Source organism: Ureibacillus terrenus, assembly GCF_006569205.1.
Classification (GTDB): domain Bacteria; phylum Bacillota; class Bacilli; order Bacillales_A; family Planococcaceae; genus Ureibacillus; species Ureibacillus terrenus.
In genome coordinates this window covers 117,431-138,591 of record NZ_VIGD01000005.1, presented here as the reverse complement: position 1 = coordinate 138,591, position 21,161 = coordinate 117,431, and the positions used below count along the sequence as shown (strand labels likewise).

Sequence of the window (21,161 nt, the reverse complement as noted above, 5' to 3'; positions counted from 1 at the left end):
AAGTTTTATTTTCGATGCGGAATTAATGTATTTTTCATTACATTTGATAGCAAAGACTATGTTTTCCAATTGATTCGTGCTATAATAACATGGGTTTAGATGTATGCAGAATTTTTTGGGTTTGGATGGTACAGACGTATGCAAAATTTTTAAGGAGGATAGACATGGTTTACGTGTCTTTGGCAGCGGCGCTGATTGCGTCCATCGTACTGACTCCGCTTGTCCGGCGCCTGGCTTTCAAAATAGGTGCAGTGGACGCGCCAAATTACCGGAAAGTGCATCAGAAAATAATGCCACGTTTAGGTGGTTTAGCAATATTTATTTCATTTTTGATAGGACTAGCAATCCTCAGACCTGAAAGACCTTCATATGAAAGTGCCCTGATGCCTTTGTCCATCGTGTTGGGCGCCTTGGTGATCGTGATCACCGGCATTTTGGACGACAAATATCAAATCAGTGCCAAGAAAAAGATGCTTGGCCAAATTATTGCCGCTTTGATCGTGATTTTTGTGGGCGGCGTGCAAATTGATTTCATCAACTTGCCTTTTGACAATGGCATAATGACGTTCGGATTTTTGAGTGTGCCATTTACATTGCTTTGGATTGTCGGAATTACGAATGCGGTAAACTTGATTGACGGTCTTGACGGATTGGCGGCGGGCGTGTCGACGATTGCGTTGATCACCCTTGCAACGATGGCCTTCATCATGGGGAATACGTTCGTTTTGGCCGTTGCCGCAATATTAGCATGCAGTACGATTGGATTTTTATTCTTTAACTTTCATCCCGCAAAAATTTTCATGGGCGATACAGGCGCCTTGTTTTTAGGGTTTATGATTGCGGTGCTTTCGTTGTTAGGTTTCAAAAACTTGACGTTGGTATCGTTCATCATTCCGGTTATTTTATTGGGAGTGCCTATTTCCGATACATTCTTTGCGATTGTGCGCCGCGTGCGCAATAAGCAAAAATGGTCCGACCCGGACAAATCCCATTTGCATCACTGTTTAATGAAAATGGGATTCTCCCATCGCCAAACGGTATTGATCATTTATGGAATTGCCGCGATGTTCGGCGTTGCAGCCATCATCTTCTCCATGGCGAAACTCTGGGGAGCCATTTTATTGATTACGGTGATTTTGATCGCCCTCGAGCTGTTTGTCGAAGTGATCGGACTGGCGGGCAAAAACTACCGTCCGTTGCTTAATCTGGTGAAGATGCTGGTAAGCCGATAGGGCGGATCGATTAAAGCCGTTTGTTTGTATAAAGCGCTATGACGGGACAGAGCTTTGTTTGCGGGAATTTCCTTCGCGGTTGCAAGGGCGGAGGAGATAATTGCGCTACATATGTTTGTTATATGCAGAATGTGGATGGTTTGTGCGTATGGCATTTTGAATTTTATATGAATGAATTGTGAATTACCGCTGCTTCTTTTGAAGCGGCGGTTTTTGTTTTGCGGGAAGGGGTTATGAGTTCACGATTCGGAAGGATTTTAAGTGCGAGAGATTAGGGGAGAAGTGGAATGCAAGTGCGCGGGATCGGGTCTTAAGCGCCCAAGGTTGGAGATTAATGCTCAGATTGGAAGGTAAGTGCCCGAGCTGTTGTATTAAATGCCCAAGATTGGCAGCTAAGCGCCCGAGATGGGATAGTAAGTGCCCAAGGTTGTGTGTGAAGCGCCCGAGATGGGATAGTAAGTGACTAAGGTTGTGTGTGAAGCGCCCGAGTTGAGATAGTAAGGGCCCAAGGTTGTGTGTTAAGAACCCGAGTTGAAGCAGTAAGCGCCCAAGGTTGTGAGCTAAGCGCCCGAGTTGAGGCAGTAAGCGCCCAAGAGGGGAGTGCAAGCGCCCTAGTTTAAGTCTTAAGTGCCCAAGCAGAACCTTTGTCCGCCCAAGAAGGTACAATATATGCCCAAGCAGAACCTTTATCCACCCAAGAAGGTACGATATTTGCCCAAGAGGAGCCTTTATCCGCCCAAGAAAGAACATTTTTTGCACAAGTTGTCCTCCTAAGTGCCCAAGCTGGATTCCATCGGTTCAAGTTCATTTTCTAATCAGCCCAGGTAAACACTACTGATCCGCAGGTTGAAATTCCTAAGTGTCCGAGAAACCTGCCCGGGTGCGCAAACTGAGCTCCCAACCCCAAGAAGCCGGCTCATTTGTCCAAGTTCTGCACAAGTAATTATCCTCCAAAAATCATCCATAATTTTCCGAGGTTAATTTTCCAAAAACACGTTCAAACTTGAAATTGTAATAACTGCTACCCTTTCCATAAAAAAATACACTCTCAAATTTCTTGAGAGTGTATTGTTCCCGAAAAATGTTGACGATCCATCATCAATGTTCCTGACCGATTTATTGATTCCAGTTGGATGCGGGAGAATACGAATAAGAATCATTATATTCTTCGTCTTCACTGCCGATTTCGGAGATGTTTGAACTTGATTTACCCGGGATGATGCCCAAATGGGTTTGTAAAATTTGTTTTGTTTCTTCCAAAGATTCTTCATCCAGCTTGTAGTAGTAAATGCCTGTAGACATGTCGCCTTCCCCTTGCAACGTGAGGGTGTCGATTTGCGGCATGCCGCCGGAGAAATAAGCAAGCAATGCTTTCATGTCATCAAAGGTCAAGTTTGTTTTCATGTTGTCGCCGATTGCCACAATCACGTCATCATATTTGGAAATGGAGGAAACCGATAAAGCTTTTTTGGCGATGGCTTTCAAAATGTCCTGCTGGCGTACTCCGCGGGCAATATCTGTATCATGTTTCCGCGTTCTTGCCAATGCCAATGCTTCGCGTCCATTCAAATGATGATATCCGGGTTCCAAATAGATGGAATATTGATCGTTTTCGTCCTTTTCATAGAAAGCGTATGGGATATTGACATCCAAATCAATTCCGCCGAGGGCATCGACCACTTCAATAAATGCATTGAAGTTCATCCGTACATAGTAATCCACCGGAACGTCCAGCAGCTCTTCCACTGTTTCGATTGTGGCCTGTGTACCTCCAAAGGCATGGGCGTGTGTAATTTTATCTTCATAACCTACATCTGGAATATATACGTAAGAATCTCGGGGAATGCTCAACAATTTCACGGATTTTTCTTTGCGGTTTAAGGTCATCAGCATCAATGCGTCTGAGCGGGAATGGTCTGAACCTTGGGCGCGCACTTCGCTGTCGTCCACTCCGATGAATAAAATGGAGATATTGTCGCTCAACGCTTCAGCTTTAGTATCCCGTTTGGAAGAGGATTGTCGGTCTAATTCTTCATAAGACTGATTTGCCGCGTGCTCGGCTTTTTTCGTTAAATAGATTCCGTAGGCGGTTGCACAAATCAGGAATGATGCAGCAAAAATTGCAAATACTTTAAGCATCAATGATAATTTGGTCCTTTTATTTCTTTTTTCAGTTCGTTTCATTTGGAAAACTCTCCTCTAACGTGCGTAGGAATAATGTTTTGTTAGGTTTATTATTGGCTTTCATGATAAGATTCATCACAGGTAAATCTTATGCGAAAAACAAATTGTTAAATCTGCTTAATTATACTACGATGTCGAAAAACAGTAAATTAAAAAAATATGACAAAGCATTTTTGACAAAAATCTTCAATATTTTTGCTAGGAAAATCCAAACAAAACTCAACTTACCACTTTCTCAACAAAAATTTTGTCGACGCAATCGATTTTTGCCTGACCGTTCGTCAATTCCGTCATCCATTCCGTAAAGGCCTGTTCTTCGTCTTTCAATACATGGACGAAGATTTCCACGTGATCGGAATATTGTATGTCAGCCAGCGTATATTGCGAATTGCGGATTTCATTTTCCACTTTTCCAAGCCATGTATAATCAATGGTCACTTTCATGACATGGTGAAGCCTTCTTTCCACGATCTGCGCCGCTGCAAGCCCTTCCGATGTCGCCTTGCTGTAAGCGCGGACAAGCCCTCCCGCTCCAAGCTTGATGCCTCCGAAGTATCGCGTCACAACCACCACCGTATCCTGGAGGCCCTGCTTTTTCAGCACTTCTAACATGGGAACGCCTGCCGTCCCGCCGGGTTCCCCATCATCATTGGCTTTCTGGATTTGATTATGTTCCCCAATCAAATAGCATGAACAATTATGGGTCGCATTATAATGAAGTTTTTTTATTTTATTGATAAAATTTATCGCTTCCTCTTCCGTTTCCGCTCTGTTGACGTAAGCAATGAAGCGGGATTTGGAAATGACAATTTCTTTTTCTCCGTAGCCCTTTACCGTTTTGTAGTCTTTTCGCATTATTGATACTCCTTTATCTTCCAAAAGACCAATGTATTTTGTAACAATTGTAATAAAATTTTTTCTTAAATCTTCCTTTGAAAATGGTATAATAATGTTAAAATCATAACCTTATTTACTACTATGAACTTTTTTATATTATATTACACCTTATGGGTTGGGGACAAATCATGCATTTAGATGAAAAAAGCAAAATTGATATACAGTCCATCGATTTTATTTTTAATCGGATGATTGAAAACATAACCAATTCGAAAAACGATATTTTCGCCATCAGCGAACAAAGCCGCAGAAGCTTTGAAGAAATGAAAATCGAATTGGAAATGATCAAGCAAAAATTGAAGGTTGTTATCCAAAACAGCGATACGTTGGCACGACAAACACGATTGGCGAAACAAAGGCTCGTTGAGGTCAGCAGAAATTTTGATAGATATTCCGAACAGCAAATCAAGGAGGTATACGAAATTGCCCAGGATTTGCAAATCCGCCTGTCCCTTTCCGAAGCGGAAGAACGGAGCTTGAGGGAGAAGCGGGATGACCTTGAACGCCGGCTGAAAGTACTATATGATACAATACAACGGGCCGATCATATAGTAAACCAAGTGAATGTCGTGCTAAATTATTTGACATCCGATTTAAAAAGTGTGGGTGCTGCTCTGGAAGAAGCCAAATTGAAGCATGAATTCGGCATCAATATCATTGCGGCTCAGGAAGAAGAAAGGAAAAAATTGTCCCGGGATATCCATGACGGCCCTGCGCAAATGATGGCCAACGTTTTGATGCGCACGGATTTGATCGAAAGAATTTACCGCGAAAAAGGCGTGGAAGAAGCCATGCGGGAAATTTCCGCCCTCAAAGCGGCCGTAAGGGAAGCGTTGTCCGAAGTCAGAAGAATCATTTACGATTTGCGCCCAATGGCCTTGGACGATTTAGGCATTGTTCCGACTTTAAAAAAATATTTATGTACTATCATGGACTATAACAAAGGAATTGACATACATTTTCAATCCTATAACAGTGAAATCCGGTTGCCTTCAAACTACGAAGTCGCCATTTTCCGGCTTGTCCAGGAATGCGTGAATAACTCCGTCAAACATGGAAAACCGAAAGATATTTGGGTCAAGCTCGAATGGAATCCCAACAGTTTGAACGTCATTGTGAAAGATAACGGAAATGGTTTCGACCCTGGCAAGAAAAGGGACCAATCCTTTGGTATCATCGGAATGAAAGAAAGAGTGGAAATCTTAAAAGGTTCAATGGAAATCAAGTCAAAAGTGGGCTGCGGAACGATAGTGATGTTTAAAATACCATATCCAGACCAACAACTGAAATCTGACAAATGAGATTTGTTTAGAGGGGGAATGTTTTGTGACAAAAATCATTATCATCGATGATCATCAACTATTCCGTGAAGGGGTAAAACGCATTTTGGAGTTTGAAGAGACTTTTGAAGTGGTGGCGGAAGGCGATGACGGCACCGATATCGTCAGCATGTACCGTGAGCATTTCCCGGATGTCGTGCTGATGGATATCAACATGCCGGGAAAAAATGGCGTGGAAGCGACAGCGGAACTCATCAAAGAATTCCCGGATGCCAAAGTGATTATGCTTTCCATCCATGATGATGAATCTTATGTGACGCATGCATTGAAATCCGGCGCATTGGGCTACATGCTGAAAGAAATGGATGCGGATGAAATTGTGGAAGCCATCAAAGTGGTGGCAAACGGCGGTTCTTACCTGCATCCGAAAGTGACGAAAAACTTGGTGGCAGAATTCCGCCGATTAAGCGAAAACGAAAATAAAGGAAGCTTCCATCAAACAGAAGTACGACGCCCATTCCACTTGTTGACAAAACGTGAATGCGAAGTGTTGCAGTTATTGACGGATGGACAGTCCAACCGTGCAATCGGCGAAACATTGTTCATCTCCGAAAAAACGGTGAAAAACCATGTATCCAGCATTTTGCAAAAAATGAATGTCAACGACCGCACTCAAGCAGTGGTGACTGCCATTAAGAACGGCTGGGTGGAAGTAAGGTAATTCACACATAGACATTTAGAAATAGAGATTACATATTTCTATCTGCAAAATCCAATTAACGGTAAACCGTTAATTGGATTTTTATTTTTTGGCTGAAAGCGGCACAATGGGGGATTTTGGTGAGCAATGGAAGCGTCGGAAAGGAACCGCGTCTCCGATGATATGTTTTTGCTTTCCACATGCAACAATGTTCATAGTGATTTCGTCATAAGAATGTCTTTCGCATGGAAGGCAAACTGCCTTTCCACCGGATTTGCCGAAAAGGGTGTGGTGCTAATTCCATAAGCATATGAAAATGAGGTTTGAGCCAAAGGGTATGGGAAGGAATTGAAAGGCCGAAGAAAAATTTGTGCCGATAGAAATGGAAATGGTACTTATGCTACAATAGTGCGCAGGGGAGGTAAAGGTACATGAAGAAATGGCTGATGTTTGCAGTGGCGGCAGTTTTCCTGTTATCTGCATGCGGCAATACAAAATCAGAATCCAACGGAACATCCGAAGAAGCTTATAATGCAACGGCCAACCATGAGAAATCCAACGGGCAGCCGGAGGATTCCGTCGGCTTTGAAATGATCGGCGAAGCATTCGTGGAAGCCGAAAATGTTCCGGCGGCGGAAAAAGCAAAAATTATGGCTGCCTTTAACGAATATATTGATGCCTTCAACGACAAAGATATCGGGCGATATGGAAAAGTTCTTTCCAAAAACGCCAGCGGATTCAATTATGACGAAGAAATCGAAGTGGTCAAGGAAACGTTTAAAAATCATGATGTGAAGCTTGTCGATTCGGATGCGACTATTGTGAAATACAGCGACGATGAAGCGCAAGTGGTTGCCAACATCGATTATCATGTAAAAGAACACGGCACCGATGCCACGCTCAACCGGACGGTGAGACAAGTCACCATCTTTGTCAAAGAAGATGGCGATTGGAAAATTACCCGGATTGTCGGCATGGAAAAATTGGATGAATGACGGATGAAGAAAGAGGGCGAAAAGCAAGCCCTCCTTTTTTATTGTCATCGGAAGTGGAGATGGCAAGAAGAATTTTATCAACTTGGCGATGGAATTGGCGATTATCAAGGTTCGGGAAGAGGATTTCATTCGGCTTGGCGATGATTTTCCGGAAAATGGAGATAAAATGACCTAGAATGGCGATTATGTTTTCGGAATTGGCGATTATCCGATGGCCGGAAGAGGATTTTTGTCTCATGGCGATTATTTAGTGGATTTCGACGATAAAATGGCCTGAAGCGGCGATAATAAATTTAAAGTTGGCGATGTTCTCAATTTCATCTGCCGGCAATTGTCATATCAAGTTTTGCGAATATATTGTTCCAATGGGGATGATGCTTTCCAATATAATTCCATCAAGGAAGGTCCTCCATTTCCACGAAAGCCGGAGGGAGAAAAAATTTTCTGTTTCCTCTAGCCTATGGCGCAATTTGAAGGTATTCTATGATTGTTCGGCTTTTCAGGAAAGTACTGAAGGATATTTTCAAGAACGCAATATTACTGTATGATAGGTTTCATAGGAGTGTGGAAAATGAGCATTGCAGTCGTAACCGATAGTACTGCCTATTTATCGCCCGAAGAGCGGAAGAAATACAATATTTTCATGATCCCTTTGAGCGTCACGCTGGAAGACGGCGTTTATGAAGAGGAAATTGAAATCCAGGCACAGGAGTTTTACGATAAAGTCCGTAATTCCAAAGTGTTTCCGAAGACTTCCCAGCCGCCGATCGGAAAATTTGTGGAGTTGTTCGAAACATTGGCAAAAGACTATGATGAAGTGATTTGCATTCATTTGTCCAGCGGCATCAGCGGCACGTTCCAGAGCGCGCTGCAGGCGGGAAGCATGGTGGAAGGCATTGTAGTGCATGGTTTCGACAGCGAGATTTCCTGCGCGCCGCAAGGGTATTATGCGATCCAGGCTGCGAAAATGGCGCAAGAAGGGAAATCTTCCTCCGAGATTTTGGAGAAACTGGAAGAAATAAAACGCCAAATGCGTGCCTACTTTATTGTCGATGATTTGTCCCACTTGCAACGGGGAGGAAGGCTTTCCTCGGCCGCGGCCCTTGTCGGAGGATTGTTGCAAATCAAGCCGGTGCTTCATTTTGAAAATAAAGTCATTGTGCCTTTTGAAAAGATCCGCACGAAGAAAAAAGCGCTGAACCGGGTGGAAGAGCTTCTGGCGCAAGATGCGGCAAAATATGACCGGCTTTACTCCATGGTGATTCATGCCAATCGCGAGCGGGAAGCCCGCGAATGGATGGCGAAACTGCAGGAAAAGTTTCCGAATGTGGCATTTTCATTGAGCTATTTCGGACCGGTCATCGGCACGCATCTGGGCGAAGGTTCTTTGGGGCTCGGCTGGGTGCCGGTAAGCGAAGAAGAACAGGGAGTGTAGCCTCTACGGAATGTAGGGGCTATTTTTATTGGGGTTGGAAGGTGGAATCCATGAAAAAGGGAGTAAATTGTTCTGTCATTCAGAAAAGGACGGATGCATGAAGTCCAGAAAGGAGGAAACCATGAAGTACATTTTGCGGAGAAACCGGGAGTCGAAGCGGTACAAGGGAATCATTGCGGAGCCGGAAATCCGGGATTTCTTTCTGGGGAAAATCTGGTCCAGGGAACACGCCCCTTTTTCAAAAGAAAAGCTGGATTGCTATATTTCAAGAAGTTTTTTCAAAATCAAACCGGCAATATCAATCAAACCATCCTCCCCGTCTCTTTTCGGAAAAAGATATTTTTGCAACCGCTGCCATAACGACAATCAGCGCGAATTTGTGGAATTCGACTGCGCCCGATGCGGGAAAGCGTGTGTTTACTGCAGGCATTGCATCAATATGGGGAGGATGAGCTGCTGCACGGAACTGTTGGTTTGGAACGGCCCTTCCGGCATATTCCCGAAACGGCATGTTTTTGATTGGAACGGCTCTTTTACCGTCCTGCAGCAACAAGCGGCCGAAGAACTAAGGGAGAGCATTGGGCGGAAAAGGAACCATTTATTGCATGCGGTCTGCGGTGCGGGGAAGACGGAGATATTGTTCCCGGCCGTGTTCCATTGTTTGCGGAAAGGATGGAGAATCTGCATCGCCACCCCGAGGACGGATGTCGTATTGGAATTATTTCCCCGTTTCCAAAAGGCTTTTCCAAATACGATTATGCATGCCTATTATGGCGATGCCCCGGAGCAAAAGGGCCTTGCGCAGCTTGTGATTGCCACGACCCATCAGCTTTACCGTTTTGAAAAGGCCTTCGATGTTGTCATTGTGGATGAAGCGGATGCTTTTCCATACACCTATGACCGGTCTTTGCAAAAGGCGGTTTGGAAAGCAAGGAAAGAGGGTGCGCCCGTTGCATTTGTCACGGCAACGCCAACCTCGGAGCTGTTGACGAAAGTGAAAAAAGAAAGATGGGGCTGTTCTTTTATTCCGCGAAGGTACCATGGCCACCCGCTTCCGGTGCCGAGGTTTGAGCCCCTTTGGTTTTATGACAGGCAAATCGATAAAGGGAAACTGCCGAAGAAGCTGATGCATTGGACAAAGAGGAGACTTGGGCGAGAGGAACCGTTTTTTATTTTCTTTCCGGCGATTCCGTTGATGGAAAAGGCGATCCCTTTGTTTCAGGAGATCCATCCGGACATTTGCGGCGTTCACGCAAAAGATTCGGAACGGAAGGAGAAGGTGATGAAACTCCGGAATGGGGAGATCCCCGGATTATTGACCACAACGATTCTGGAGAGGGGGGTGACGATCAAAAATGTGCAAGTGGCGGTGGTCGGGGCGGAATCCAAGATTTTCACGTCCGGCGCGCTGATTCAAATCAGCGGCAGGGCGGGGCGGCATGCGGATTTTCCAAATGGGGACATCGTCTTTTTTCACCACGGCATCTCCGTCGAAATGGACGCGGCAAGAAATGAAATTCTTCGGTTAAATAAGGAAGGATTTCGAACATGAAAGACGGTTGTTCCATTAGCTGAGTACGAGCGGCAAATGAAAATGGCGAATTCCGGAAAAAAGGGGGATTGGATGAACCGGCGCGAAATCGACCATTGCCTTCTTTGCAATGCACCGCTCACGATTCGGATGGATTGGAAAAGGCTGTTTGTCAACCGGTTCCCCCAGGCGATATGCCAAGAATGCGAAGGGAAATTTGAGCGGTATCGTCATGAGGGGAACGAAGAAGTTGATTCCCTTTATTACTATAACGAAGCGATGCAAGATTATTTGCACCGCTACAAGTTCATGCGTGATGTGCTCCTTGCCAAAGTGTTCGCCGGGGAAATTCATCGGCATTTGAAAAACCGGAAAGAACTGATCGTTCCGATTCCAATGCATCCGGAGAAATGGAAGGAACGCACGTTCAGCCACGTGGATGAATTGCTCAGGCAGGCGCGCATCCCCTTTGTTCATGTGCTGGAAAAAACGACAACGGAAGCGCAGGCCGGGAAATCGAGGGAGGAACGGATGAAAACGCCCCAACTTTTTGTGTTAAGGGAAGATGCGCAAGTGGAGGGAAAGGATCTTCTCCTTGTGGATGATATCTATACCACAGGCACGACCATCCGCCATGCCACACAGGTGCTGATGGAGGGGGGAGCCAAATCGGTCAAAGCTTTTACTTTGATCAGGGCGAAAGGAGGTCAGGAAGCCATAAAAGCATCCCCATTGATGTTTTAAGTTGTCATAAAATTGAAACAAATTCTACAAAAATTGTGCGGGGCGATTTATGCAATAATTTGAGCGGTGAGTATTATATTTGCTCCTTTGAATGAAGGGCAAAGGCTGTTTTGCAGTCCTTTTCTTCTTCGGTTTTTTGCTTGCTGGAGTGTAATCCAGCGATTGTATCTTCTCATTTCTGTCTCCCTTTCCTCGTCTGATTCTGGCGGATGGCCGGGATTTGGCGAAGGGCTGTCCAAAAAGCCCAAAAGAGCGGATTTGGAAAAAGGATGTCTTTTCCAACCCGCTCGTTTTTTTTATTTCTTTGGGGAGCGGTCAGGGAAGTCGGTTTTTTGTACGGATGGAGAGCAAACTTGTGCGGGTGGGGTTTATGCGAGATGTGCTGGGGCGGATGTAAAATCAGCTTGGTCATATAGGGAATGGGCTTTGGCATATGAGAATTCATTTTGCACTATGGAAATCTCCCTTGGGCATAAAAGAATCCATCTTGGGCACATGGAAAAACACCTTGGGCATATGGGATTTCATCTTGGGCACATGGAAAAACACCTTGGGCATATGGGATTTCATCTTGGGCACATAGGGAATCCCCTCGGATAGATGGAGAGCTATCTTGGGCAGATAGAGAATGACCTTGGGCAGAAGGGCATTCATCTTGGTAGCATGAAAACACCCCTTGGGCACATAGGAATCCCCTTGGCCATAAGGATACTCCCCTTGATCACATAAGAACTTGCACGAATGGAAAATCTCCTTATGCAACCGCATTCATTGATGTATAATAAATGGCAAATACAGATTTTTTGGATAGGAGGGATTGTCGTGGCAGAAATCCGGAATTGTCCCAGATGCGGGGAGTTTTTCAACTATACCGGCTTCAATGATGTCTGTTATAAGTGTGCCAAAGAAGAAGAAGAACTGTATCAAATCGTCTATCGTTTCTTGAGAAAACGGGAGAACCGCGCGGCGACGGTGGATCGGATCGTTGAAGCGACCGGCGTCGACAGGGAATTGTTATTTAAATGGGTGCGGAAAGGACGCCTGCATCCGGCTGTATTCCCGAACCTGGGCTACCCCTGCGACAATTGCGGACGGTTGACAAAAAAAGGGAGATTATGCGAACGCTGCACGGAAGAATTGAAATCGGATTTGCGCGCTTTTGAAGCGGCAAAGGAATTCCGGGAAAACATAAAAAAACATGAAAGAAATACATACTTGGCAGACCGCGAAAAAATTAACAAGGATTAAATCATACATAACCTTGCTCACATCCCCATTGTTGATATACTTAATCATTATAACGGGAATGTGAGTTTTTTTATTTTTTATTTAACATTTTCGTGAACAAACCGAAATAAGAATTAGACAGGTTAAAGGAAGGGGGCTAACTTGTGGAAATTCATCCAGTTCAAACAAATTCAGTGAATCCGTATAGCAAACAGATCCGCAATGTGGCTGCGCCGAAAGAAAAATCTGCCCATTATGTAGATAAAATCGAAATTTCGGATGCGGCGAAAGAATTGCACATTGCGTCCGATTATAAGAAAGAGCGCGCGGAGAAAATCCAGCGCATTAAACAGCAAATCCAATCCGGCCAATATCAGGTGGATGCGCACAAATTGGCGGAGGATCTGCTGAGATTTTACCGGAAATGACGCAACTTTGAAAAAGCTTCTGTCCATTGCGGAAAAATTTTTTCAAGGAGCTTGCCAATGGCGAAAGCCCGATGAAAAGGTTTCTTAAAAGGATATAAAGGAGTACCGAACCATGTCCATTCAACCGATTCTTTCAATTTTGGAAAAACTTGAGAAAATGCATAAGAGCCTGCTTGATTACGCCCATCAAAAAACAGAACTTGTGAAACACAACGACGTGGATGAATTGAACAACATACTGAAAATCGAGCAATCCCACGTGGCGGCCATCGAGCAGCTGGAGGCGCAGCGGCAGGAGAAGGTGAAGGAATATTTCCGGGCGAAAGGATTGAAAGTGTCCGGCCCGCCGACCGTTGCGGAGCTGATGGAAGCGGTGGAAGATGAGGAGGAACGGAGACGGCTGGCTGACGTGCGAAGCCGGTTGATGAATGTGATTGAAGCGTTGAAACGGCAAAATGAGTTGAACCAACAGTTGATTTTGAACTCATTGCAGTTTGTGAATGTCACATTGAACATGTTGCGTCCGCAGGCTGAGCCGATCAATTATTCCGGCAGGATGTCGCAAGGAGGCGGCGCTTCCCGGCAGTCGCTGTTCGATTCGCAGGTGTAGGTTTAGGGACTGATTTGGGGTAATCCGCGATTCCAGATTTACGGCAGACGGCAGAATTTCGCGGATGGGCAATTCGCAAACATTGGCATTCAGGTTGGAGCGGCTCTTTGAATCCCAATGTACAGATGGCAGAATGGTTGGCGCCCCTTTAAGGAGGGGGTTTTGGAAGATTCCTTGGGACCATCAGGAGGAGCATTCCTCATTCCGCGGGAATCGGGAAATCTTCGCGAAAGGGGAATCTTAAATTCCGATCCTTTCGCAAGCAACCATACATATTTTTCACGCCGGAAGGGACTTTCATGGACCCTTTCGATACATATTGCAGGATTCGGAAATACATTTGAAGCAAAAGCGGAATCTCTGGCCGATTCGGAACCTGAACCCCTCTCTGGCTTTGCCTATAGAATTCGGCTTGATTTGAAGCCCCCTTCTTCTTTCTAACTTCGGAAGGATTTGCGATTTCCTTCCATATTAATATAGGCAGCGGAAGACGACCTTTCCGCGAAAGAAATTTTTTGCAAGGAGGAGACCTTATGCGCTCCACATTCATGGGACTGGAAACAAGCAAGCGCGGCCTGTTCACGCAGCAAAGCGCTTTATATACAACGGGACACAACATCGCCAACGCCAATACGGAAGGCTACTCCCGGCAGCGGGTCAACATGCAGCCGACCCTCGGCTATCCCGGCTCCGGCTTGAACGCTCCCAAAACGGCGGGACATATCGGGACGGGTGTAGAAGCAGGATCGGTACAGCGGATATGGGATGCCTTTGTTGACCAGCAATATCGTCAAGAAACGAACAAATTGGGGTATTGGGAGGCAAGATCCAAGGCCATCAGCCAATTGGAAGACGTTTTGAATGAACCATCCGATTACGGTTTGGCAAAAGCATTGGATGAGTTTTGGAATGCCTTGCAGGACTTGCACGTACAGCCGGAAGACGGAGGCGCCCGGGCGGTAGTCGTACAGCGGGCGATTGCGGTTGCTGATTCTTTTCATTACATACATAATTCAATTCAGCAGTTGAAAGAAAATGCCGGCAATGAAATCGGCATTCTGTTGAGAGATGCCAACTCCGTGTTGCAGCAAATTGCACAGCTCAACCATCAGATTCAAACGGTGGAACCGAACGGCTACATGCCAAATGATTTGTATGATGAAAGGGATAAGTTGCTTGACCAATTGTCCACCTATTTTCCGATTGAATTGGAGTATGGCAAATCCGGCGGTAATGCCCTTCCAATTGCGGAAGGCCCTGTCAAAGTGTATTTGAAGCTGAAAGATGGAACAAAAGTGAAATTGATTGATGGCAAAGACTTCGTTCAGTTCCGAATAGATGGAGACACAAGCGATGGCCTGACGCCAGAAAACAGTGTACAAGGGTTCAAATTGGTAGACAGCCAAGGAAACGATATCCCATCAGGAAATGACTGGGATGGAGGGCCATTCAGTATCGACAGCTTCAGCAATTTAGGTAAATTAAAATCCCTGGTGGATTCATTTGGCTATGTGGCGGCAGATGGTACCGAAAAAGGCCTTTTCCCTGAAATGCTTGAGAAGATCAATACATTGGCAAAGGAATTCGCGGAGGCATTCAACAACATTCACACATCCGGAACCGATTTGGATGGGGCTAAAGGCGTCAACTTTTTTGTTAATAAAGAGACCGCTGATGTTGTAAACATCACTGCAGGAAATATTTATGTTTCGAATGAAATCGTCAATGATCCAAATAAGATTGCGGCATCAAACTCACCGGAACATCAGGCCGAGCCGGGAAACGGAAAAAATGCATTGGCCCTTGCCAATTTGAAGTTCAATCCCATTGCGGGCCTTGGAAACATAAGCGTTCAAAGCTGCTTTGAAGGAATTGTCGGCCAATTGGGCGTCGATGGTCAACAAGCCCAGCGTTTGACTTATAACGCCTTGACATTGCAGCAATCCGTTTCCGAAAGAAGGGCATCCATCAGTTCCGTTTCCCTCGACGAAGAAATGACGAATATGATTGCATTCCAACAAGCTTACAATGCAAACGCCCGAATGATTACGGTAATTGATGAAACATTGGACAAAATCATTAACGGAATGGGCCGTGTTGGACTATAGGTAGGAGGTGACCGCCATGCGCGTGACACAGTCAATGCTTTCTAATAATTTGTTGAAAAATCTTTCTGCAAGTTACTCGAAATTGGGGAAATATCAGGACCAGATCACAACGGGAAAAAAAGTGAACCGTCCTTCCGATGACCCGGTCATTGTCATGAAAGGGATCGGGTATCGCGCCGAATTAAACAAAGTCCAACAATATTCCCGCAACATCGGTGAAGCTTACAACTGGCTGAATACAACCGATGATGCGCTGGACAAGATCGGTTCGGCTCTGCAGCGCGCGAGGGAATTGATGGTCCAGGCATCTACTGACACGGTGACACCGGAAGAACGTCTGCAAATCAACAGCGAGCTGCAACAATTGCGGGAACATATTCAGAATTTGGCCAATACGAAAATCGGAAATCGATACATATTCAGCGGAACCAAAACAACGACTCCGCCTTTTGAGAACGGCCAATTTTCCATTGATACAGCGGCTGATGACGAAAAAGCGGCATTCACTAAACCGATTGAAATCGAAGTTTTCAACGGTATCAGCATCCAAATCAATACAACTCCGATTGAGTTGTTCAAAAAAATCGATTCCATGTTTGCGGATATTGATGCGACAATCGATTTTAAGAGCGCGGATGAATTATCTTCATATTTGAATGATATCGACAGCGTAATGGATGAACTATTGTCAACCCGGGCGGATGTCGGCGCACGCCAAAACCGCATTGAACTGATGGATGATCGATTGCAATCCCAGGAAATCATTGCTACAAAACAAATGTCCGAAAATGAAGATATTGATTATGAAAAATCCATTACGGATTTAATTACCCAGGAATCCATTCACCGCGCCGCACTTTCGGTGGGCTCCCGCATCATCCAGCCGACTTTGGTGGATTTCATGAGATAATTTATCAATGAACATTACGAAGCGTTTGGAGACCATCCAAACGCTTTCTTTCAAGGGGGAATTTGATGAATATCCCAAAAATCCGAATCGAGACAACCGATGCGCTGATTGGCATTACCACGACGAAACCGGTCCAAACAATCGTGCAGCCAAAAGCCGAACTCGATCTCCAACAACCGAAAGCAAAGATGACCATTGAAACAACGCCGTCCGAATTATTCATCGATGCTTATGAAGCAAGGGAAAGTATGGGTTATCAAAACGCACGGTCACGAATTGCGGAAATGGCCTGGCAGGGAAGGCAAGATGTTTTGGAAGGCATTGCAAGAAGGGCGCAGGAAGGACAGCAATTAATGCGTATCGAAGACGGCGGGAATCCTATTGCGGAACAGGCAAAATTAAGAGATTGGCAGCCATATACAAGTTTAAATATCAAATTTATTCCGCAGCCCGGCAGTTTGAAAATCCATTATGAGCCTGCCAAAGTGGATATCCGTATCGAACCGCAAAAAGTGATCAACAATACCAAAATCAATAAACCGGTTCATGAGTATATACCGGGAAAAGTCAACATCGGCATGGTATACTATCCATCAGTAAGAATTGATTGGCTTGTATAAACCAGTAAGGAGTCGTTAAATGATGAACATTCAAACAGCGTATATGGGTGAAATGACCATCGATCCGACGATGATTTTGAATTTTGAACACGGCATTCCGGGATTTGAAGGGGAAAAGCAATTCATTCAGCTTCCCCTCGGGGAAAACGGCGCCTTTCAAATCCTTCAATCAGTGAAAACAAAAGACTTGGCCTTTATCATCACGAGCCCGTATATCATTAAGGAAAACTATGACTTTGAAATCGACGAGGCAACGGTTCATGCGCTGGACATCCGGAGCGAAGAGGAAGTGGCCGTATTTGTGATTGTGACATTGAAAGACACATTGGCCGAATCAACGGCCAATTTGAGGGCGCCGCTTGTCGTGAATACGCGGAACAAAAAAGCGAAGCAAGTCATCTTGAATGATGAGGCATATGCCATCCGCCACAAACTGGATCTGCAAAGTGAGAAGGGGTGAGCATATGCTGGTACTGACAAGAAAACCGGGCGAAACGATTTGGATTGGAGACGATATCGAAATTGTCATTACGGAAGTGAAAGGTGATCAAGTAAAGATCGGCATCCGGGCCCCGAAACATGTGGACATCGTTCGCGGGGAATTGAGGCAGGCAGTCCTGGAATCCAATACGGAAGCCGTCGTGAAAAGTTTGGATGTGTTAAAAAAGAATTTGAAATGAACCACCCCGCTCGGCGACAAAAGTTGCTGAGCGGTTTTAATTTTTAAATGAGAAATGAGAAATTTTTTAAAAAAGGGCTTAAACATTTTGAATGTTCACCGATATTAATGGTGTAAGCAAGGGAAACAAGTTCCGGCCGGCTTGTTTCTCTTCTGCATAGGAATTTAGGAATACATAATCAAAAACGTTCACAAGGAAGTGGACAAAAACAATATTCAAGGAGGAATTTCAAATGAGAATCAACCACAATATCGCAGCTCTTAACACACATCGTCAATTAAGCGCGGCAGTGAATGCCCAATCCAAATCAATGGAAAAATTATCTTCCGGCCTTCGCATCAACCGTGCCGGAGACGATGCTGCAGGTCTTTCCATTTCCGAAAAAATGCGCGGCCAAATCCGCGGTTTACAAATGGCGTCTAAGAATGCGCAAGATGGCATTTCTATGATTCAAACTGCTGAAGGTGCTTTAAACGAAGTACATTCTATTCTTCAACGTATGCGTGAATTAGCAGTGCAAGCTGCAAACGATACAAACGTTGAAGTTGACCGCCAAGCAATCGCACAAGAATTGACAGAATTAGGAAAAGAAATTACAAGAATTAAAGATACAACTCAGTTCAACGAACAAAACCTTTTAGATGGAACAGCTGGAGATGGCGCTGGTACAGTTACATTCCAAGTTGGCGCAAATAATGGCCAAATTATGACTGTTGATTTTACAACTGCCGGAATCAATCTTACTGATATTGAAACAGCAGTTGGTGGATTAGGTGCTACTGATGTAGCTGATAGCGCAACTGCAACTGCTCTGATTGAAACAATCAACGATCAAATCAAATCAGTTTCTGCAGGACGTTCCCTGTTAGGTGCTACTCAAAACCGTTTAGAGCATACAATCGCTAACTTGGACAACGCCGCTGAAAACTTAACAGCTGCAGAATCCCGTATCCGTGATGTAGATATGGCGAAAGAAATGATGGAACAAACAAAAGCTTCCATCTTGGCTCAGGCGGCTCAGGCAATGTTGGCCCAATCCAACCAAATGCCTCAGGGCGTTCTTCAATTGTTGCGCTAATATTTCTAAAACAAGAGACTCTGGCCTTGCCGGAGTCTCTTTTCCTTTCTCATTTCGGCGAGCTTATATGCCACCGACCAGTATGACCTTCCCAACTCTTCCGCAATTTCCCGATACGTTTTTCCTTCTTTATATAATGCCATAAGGATTTCGGTTTCCTGAGGCGAATAGTTTTTGTGTCTATCTGAACTGGACGTCAGCAATTCATAATCGGGAAACTGCTGCCGATATATTTCTTTTTCTCTTTCGAAGCGCCAATTCCAATCCCCTTTATATTTCATGCTGCCGCAATCCTGTACACAAGGAGAAATCAGATCGAGAAACTGAAACGTCCTCTCCACTCTGGTGAACCTCAGAATCGCGCCGTGCCCGTCTTTTCTCTTCCCAATGCTAAATTCGATGTTGAATGTTTCCTCAAAAAACAGAACATATATTCCTGTTATACCGTCTTTTATTGAAATCCGAATCCGTTTTTTCGGAAAAATAATTCATCCAGCGCTTCATTCCTCTAAACTATTTCCGTCTCCGTCCGATAAAACTATTAGGAATCATATTTTGGAGGAATACATATGCGCGTTGATTTTAAAGGTGCAATCGACAAAATGTTTTCATTCAATTCAACTGATTCACAAGCGTCTAAAAACAACGTGGAAAACGAGGCGTTCGATGCGAATGCACCAATCAAAATTTCAGAGGAGCAAATCCGGAACGCCATTGATTCCATCAATGAGTTTATAAAAATCGATTATAGACAATTAAAATTTGTATACCACGAAGAACTTGGGGAGTATTATGTCCAGTTGATCGATGTGGACACGCAGGAGGTCGTGAGGGAAATCCCTCCGAAAAAATTTCTGGATGCTTACTATGAAATGCAAAAATTGATGGGTATCCTTGTCGATGAAAAAATTTAATTGCATTGGAGTGGTTGGATCATGTCTACAATGAGAATCGGCGGACTGGCTTCCGGCATGGATATTGACAGCATCGTCGAAAAATTGATGGTAGCTGAACGGGCGCCGTTGGATAAATTGGAGCAGAAAAAGCAAATTTATGAATGGCAGCGGGACGCCTACCGGGAAATCAATACAAAACTGACGACTTTTGATACATATTTGGCAGATAATTTTTTTCTGAAAAGTTTAAATACCAAAACGGCAACTTCCTCCAATGAGCAATATGTGTCTGCTGTTGCCACGAATGCCGCCAGCGGGACATTGACGATTGAAAATGTATCCCAATTGGCAAAAGCTGCCCGCGCCATCAGCAACAAAGTCGATGGCGTTACGGGAACGAGCACAATCGCAGAGCTTTTCGCCGCTTCCGGCGTGGCGCTGCCTCCAGGCGGCCAGCAATATATTGAAATTCGGGCGATTCAAAAAGACGGCACTTTGGCGGCGGAAGCTGTCAAAATTGAATATTCGAGCGACATGACCATCAATGATTTCGTGAAAAAGCTCAACAGCAGCAACGCGGGTGTTACTGCCATCTTTGAAAACGGGAAGCTGTCCATTACAGCTAACCATACCGGCAGGGTGACAGATGGAGATAGCGAAATCGTCATTGATTCCGGATCGGATTTGTTCGCAGCTTTCAATTTTGATAATCCAAATGATATTGTGACCCAAAGAGGAACGAATGCCATATTTACGGTCAACGGCATTGAAACGGAACGTTCAACGAATACATTCAGTATTGCCGGTTATACCCTCACTTTAAAAGAAACATTCAATACGGAAGTCTCCATTTCTTCTTCAACGAATGTCGATGAAATCATCAACCGGATTAAAGACTTTGTTAAAACCTACAATGAATTGATCAAAGATTTGAACTCCAAAATCACCGAGCAAAAATATCGCGGTTATCCGCCTTTGACTTCCTTGCAAAGAGAAGAGATGGAAGACAAAGAAATTGAATTATGGGAACAAAAGGCGAAAAGCGGTTTATTGCGTAACGATGACATTATCCGGGAAGGATTGGCTTCCCTCCGTTCATTGATTTACGAATCGAATCCTGCCGTGTCCAATCCGAAATACAATACTTTATTCAGCATTGGCATTATGACATCGAAAAATTATCTCTCCGGCGGTACATTGGAAATCGACGAAGACAAATTGCGCAAGGCATTGGAAGAAGATCCGGAGGCGGTAGCGCAATTATTAACAATGACCGGAGATAAGAACGCCACTGTCACGGTCAATGGTGAAACGAAAGCGGCCGATACCCGGGGCTATTTGCGGAAAATCCGCGATGAGATTAACAAAATTGAGCTGAAGATCGAAAAACGTGCCGGCAGAGCTTCGATGAACGAAACCCAATACACGTTGGGAAGTTATTTGCGCGATATCAATAAGCGTATTGAAGAATGGAAAAATAAATTGATCACCATTGAAACACGATATTGGAATCAATTCACCCGAATGGAAAAGATGATCAACGAAGCCAACAGCCAATCCAGCATGTTGTTGGGGCAATATTTTAATTATTGATTGGGGTTCATAA

21 protein-coding genes are annotated in these 21,161 nt (G+C 44.6%); 18 read left to right on the top strand and 3 right to left on the bottom strand.

Annotation, left to right across the window (positions count from 1 at the left end; translation table 11 throughout):
* The first annotated feature begins 164 nt into the window (after positions 1 to 164).
* Positions 165 to 1,232: a glycosyltransferase family 4 protein gene (locus FKZ59_RS05500; RefSeq protein ID WP_141601747.1), complete on the top strand. Its 1,068-nt coding sequence runs from the start codon at positions 165 to 167 to the stop codon at positions 1,230 to 1,232.
* 1,116 nt (positions 1,233 to 2,348) lie between these two features.
* On the opposite strand, the gene FKZ59_RS05495 is transcribed toward FKZ59_RS05500, so the two are convergent.
* Complete coding sequence (locus tag FKZ59_RS05495) at positions 2,349 to 3,416, bottom strand: LCP family protein (RefSeq protein WP_141601746.1); 1,068 nt, start codon at positions 3,414 to 3,416, stop codon at positions 2,349 to 2,351.
* Between the two features lie 219 nt (positions 3,417 to 3,635).
* On the bottom strand, positions 3,636 to 4,271 hold the full coding sequence (locus FKZ59_RS05490) for a YigZ family protein (RefSeq protein ID WP_141601745.1): 636 nt from the start codon (positions 4,269 to 4,271) through the stop codon (positions 3,636 to 3,638).
* Between the two features lie 170 nt (positions 4,272 to 4,441).
* Here FKZ59_RS05490 and FKZ59_RS05485 point away from each other — a divergent pair, with 170 nt between their 5' ends.
* From FKZ59_RS05485 to FKZ59_RS05415, 15 genes are all read left to right on the top strand, one after another.
* On the top strand, positions 4,442 to 5,614 hold the full coding sequence (locus FKZ59_RS05485; RefSeq protein WP_141601744.1) for a sensor histidine kinase: 1,173 nt from the start codon (positions 4,442 to 4,444) through the stop codon (positions 5,612 to 5,614).
* A gap of 25 nt (positions 5,615 to 5,639) precedes the next feature.
* Positions 5,640 to 6,314, top strand: a complete 675-nt coding sequence (locus FKZ59_RS05480) for a response regulator (RefSeq protein ID WP_141601743.1) — start codon at positions 5,640 to 5,642, stop codon at positions 6,312 to 6,314.
* 410 nt (positions 6,315 to 6,724) lie between these two features.
* Complete coding sequence (locus FKZ59_RS05475; protein WP_141601742.1) at positions 6,725 to 7,288, top strand: nuclear transport factor 2 family protein; 564 nt, start codon at positions 6,725 to 6,727, stop codon at positions 7,286 to 7,288.
* 571 nt (positions 7,289 to 7,859) lie between these two features.
* Positions 7,860 to 8,723: a DegV family protein gene (locus FKZ59_RS05470; RefSeq protein ID WP_141601741.1), complete on the top strand. Its 864-nt coding sequence runs from the start codon at positions 7,860 to 7,862 to the stop codon at positions 8,721 to 8,723.
* 121 nt (positions 8,724 to 8,844) lie between these two features.
* Positions 8,845 to 10,275, top strand: a complete 1,431-nt coding sequence (locus FKZ59_RS05465) for a DEAD/DEAH box helicase (RefSeq protein WP_141601740.1) — start codon at positions 8,845 to 8,847, stop codon at positions 10,273 to 10,275.
* Positions 10,276 to 10,347: 72 nt separating this feature from the next.
* Positions 10,348 to 10,998 carry a ComF family protein gene (locus tag FKZ59_RS05460; protein ID WP_141601739.1) on the top strand — a complete coding sequence of 217 codons (651 nt, stop codon included), beginning with the start codon at positions 10,348 to 10,350 and terminating at the stop codon, positions 10,996 to 10,998.
* Between the two features lie 822 nt (positions 10,999 to 11,820).
* Complete coding sequence (locus FKZ59_RS05455; protein ID WP_141601738.1) at positions 11,821 to 12,246, top strand: TIGR03826 family flagellar region protein; 426 nt, start codon at positions 11,821 to 11,823, stop codon at positions 12,244 to 12,246.
* Between the two features lie 143 nt (positions 12,247 to 12,389).
* Positions 12,390 to 12,653, top strand: coding sequence for a flagellar biosynthesis anti-sigma factor FlgM (gene flgM, locus FKZ59_RS05450; RefSeq protein WP_141601737.1), 264 nt, complete (start codon positions 12,390 to 12,392; stop codon positions 12,651 to 12,653).
* A gap of 112 nt (positions 12,654 to 12,765) precedes the next feature.
* Positions 12,766 to 13,263 (top strand): flagellar protein FlgN, encoded by a 498-nt coding sequence (locus FKZ59_RS05445; RefSeq protein ID WP_141601736.1) that lies wholly within the window; start codon positions 12,766 to 12,768, stop codon positions 13,261 to 13,263.
* 533 nt (positions 13,264 to 13,796) lie between these two features.
* Positions 13,797 to 15,371: a flagellar hook-associated protein FlgK gene (gene flgK / locus FKZ59_RS05440; protein ID WP_141601735.1), complete on the top strand. Its 1,575-nt coding sequence runs from the start codon at positions 13,797 to 13,799 to the stop codon at positions 15,369 to 15,371.
* A gap of 16 nt (positions 15,372 to 15,387) precedes the next feature.
* Positions 15,388 to 16,281, top strand: a complete 894-nt coding sequence (gene flgL, locus FKZ59_RS05435; protein WP_141601734.1) for a flagellar hook-associated protein FlgL — start codon at positions 15,388 to 15,390, stop codon at positions 16,279 to 16,281.
* Between the two features lie 65 nt (positions 16,282 to 16,346).
* Positions 16,347 to 16,901, top strand: a complete 555-nt coding sequence (locus FKZ59_RS05430; protein ID WP_141601733.1) for a DUF6470 family protein — start codon at positions 16,347 to 16,349, stop codon at positions 16,899 to 16,901.
* A gap of 19 nt (positions 16,902 to 16,920) precedes the next feature.
* Complete coding sequence (gene fliW / locus FKZ59_RS05425; protein ID WP_246045826.1) at positions 16,921 to 17,361, top strand: flagellar assembly protein FliW; 441 nt, start codon at positions 16,921 to 16,923, stop codon at positions 17,359 to 17,361.
* A 4-nt stretch (positions 17,362 to 17,365) separates the two neighbouring features.
* Positions 17,366 to 17,581, top strand: a complete 216-nt coding sequence (gene csrA / locus FKZ59_RS05420; protein ID WP_141601732.1) for a carbon storage regulator CsrA — start codon at positions 17,366 to 17,368, stop codon at positions 17,579 to 17,581.
* Between the two features lie 232 nt (positions 17,582 to 17,813).
* Positions 17,814 to 18,659, top strand: a complete 846-nt coding sequence (locus FKZ59_RS05415; protein WP_141601731.1) for a flagellin N-terminal helical domain-containing protein — start codon at positions 17,814 to 17,816, stop codon at positions 18,657 to 18,659.
* A gap of 5 nt (positions 18,660 to 18,664) precedes the next feature.
* Here the strand turns inward: FKZ59_RS05415 and FKZ59_RS05410 are convergent, their stop codons facing one another.
* Positions 18,665 to 18,940, bottom strand: coding sequence for a helix-turn-helix transcriptional regulator (locus tag FKZ59_RS05410; protein ID WP_141601730.1), 276 nt, complete (start codon positions 18,938 to 18,940; stop codon positions 18,665 to 18,667).
* Between the two features lie 288 nt (positions 18,941 to 19,228).
* Here FKZ59_RS05410 and flaG point away from each other — a divergent pair, with 288 nt between their 5' ends.
* Together flaG and FKZ59_RS05400 are read left to right on the top strand one after the other, a co-directional pair.
* Positions 19,229 to 19,573 carry a flagellar protein FlaG gene (gene flaG, locus FKZ59_RS05405; RefSeq protein WP_141601729.1) on the top strand — a complete coding sequence of 115 codons (345 nt, stop codon included), beginning with the start codon at positions 19,229 to 19,231 and terminating at the stop codon, positions 19,571 to 19,573.
* 21 nt (positions 19,574 to 19,594) lie between these two features.
* Positions 19,595 to 21,148, top strand: a complete 1,554-nt coding sequence (locus FKZ59_RS05400; RefSeq protein WP_141601728.1) for a flagellar hook-associated protein 2 — start codon at positions 19,595 to 19,597, stop codon at positions 21,146 to 21,148.
* Positions 21,149 to 21,161 lie beyond the last annotated feature (13 nt).

Excerpts from the sequence above, each read along its gene's own strand:
- FKZ59_RS05495 (WP_141601746.1), bottom strand. The coding sequence starts at position 3,416 with ATGAAACGAACTGAAAAAAGAAATAAAAGGACCAAATTATCATTGATG.
- FKZ59_RS05445 (WP_141601736.1), top strand. The coding sequence starts at position 12,766 with ATGTCCATTCAACCGATTCTTTCAATTTTGGAAAAACTTGAGAAAATG.
- flgK (WP_141601735.1), top strand. The coding sequence starts at position 13,797 with ATGCGCTCCACATTCATGGGACTGGAAACAAGCAAGCGCGGCCTGTTC.
- fliW (WP_246045826.1), top strand. The coding sequence starts at position 16,921 with ATGATGAACATTCAAACAGCGTATATGGGTGAAATGACCATCGATCCG.
- FKZ59_RS05415 (WP_141601731.1), top strand. The coding sequence starts at position 17,814 with ATGAGAATCAACCACAATATCGCAGCTCTTAACACACATCGTCAATTA.
- flaG (WP_141601729.1), top strand. The coding sequence starts at position 19,229 with ATGCGCGTTGATTTTAAAGGTGCAATCGACAAAATGTTTTCATTCAAT.
- csrA (WP_141601732.1), top strand. The coding sequence starts at position 17,366 with ATGCTGGTACTGACAAGAAAACCGGGCGAAACGATTTGGATTGGAGAC.
- FKZ59_RS05400 (WP_141601728.1), top strand. The coding sequence starts at position 19,595 with ATGTCTACAATGAGAATCGGCGGACTGGCTTCCGGCATGGATATTGAC.
- FKZ59_RS05490 (WP_141601745.1), bottom strand. The coding sequence starts at position 4,271 with ATGCGAAAAGACTACAAAACGGTAAAGGGCTACGGAGAAAAAGAAATT.
- FKZ59_RS05470 (WP_141601741.1), top strand. The coding sequence starts at position 7,860 with ATGAGCATTGCAGTCGTAACCGATAGTACTGCCTATTTATCGCCCGAA.
- FKZ59_RS05430 (WP_141601733.1), top strand. The coding sequence starts at position 16,347 with ATGAATATCCCAAAAATCCGAATCGAGACAACCGATGCGCTGATTGGC.
- FKZ59_RS05475 (WP_141601742.1), top strand. The coding sequence starts at position 6,725 with ATGAAGAAATGGCTGATGTTTGCAGTGGCGGCAGTTTTCCTGTTATCT.
- FKZ59_RS05500 (WP_141601747.1), top strand. The coding sequence starts at position 165 with ATGGTTTACGTGTCTTTGGCAGCGGCGCTGATTGCGTCCATCGTACTG.
- FKZ59_RS05410 (WP_141601730.1), bottom strand. The coding sequence starts at position 18,940 with ATGAAATATAAAGGGGATTGGAATTGGCGCTTCGAAAGAGAAAAAGAA.
- flgL (WP_141601734.1), top strand. The coding sequence starts at position 15,388 with ATGCGCGTGACACAGTCAATGCTTTCTAATAATTTGTTGAAAAATCTT.
- FKZ59_RS05465 (WP_141601740.1), top strand. The coding sequence starts at position 8,845 with ATGAAGTACATTTTGCGGAGAAACCGGGAGTCGAAGCGGTACAAGGGA.
- FKZ59_RS05460 (WP_141601739.1), top strand. The coding sequence starts at position 10,348 with ATGAACCGGCGCGAAATCGACCATTGCCTTCTTTGCAATGCACCGCTC.
- FKZ59_RS05485 (WP_141601744.1), top strand. The coding sequence starts at position 4,442 with ATGCATTTAGATGAAAAAAGCAAAATTGATATACAGTCCATCGATTTT.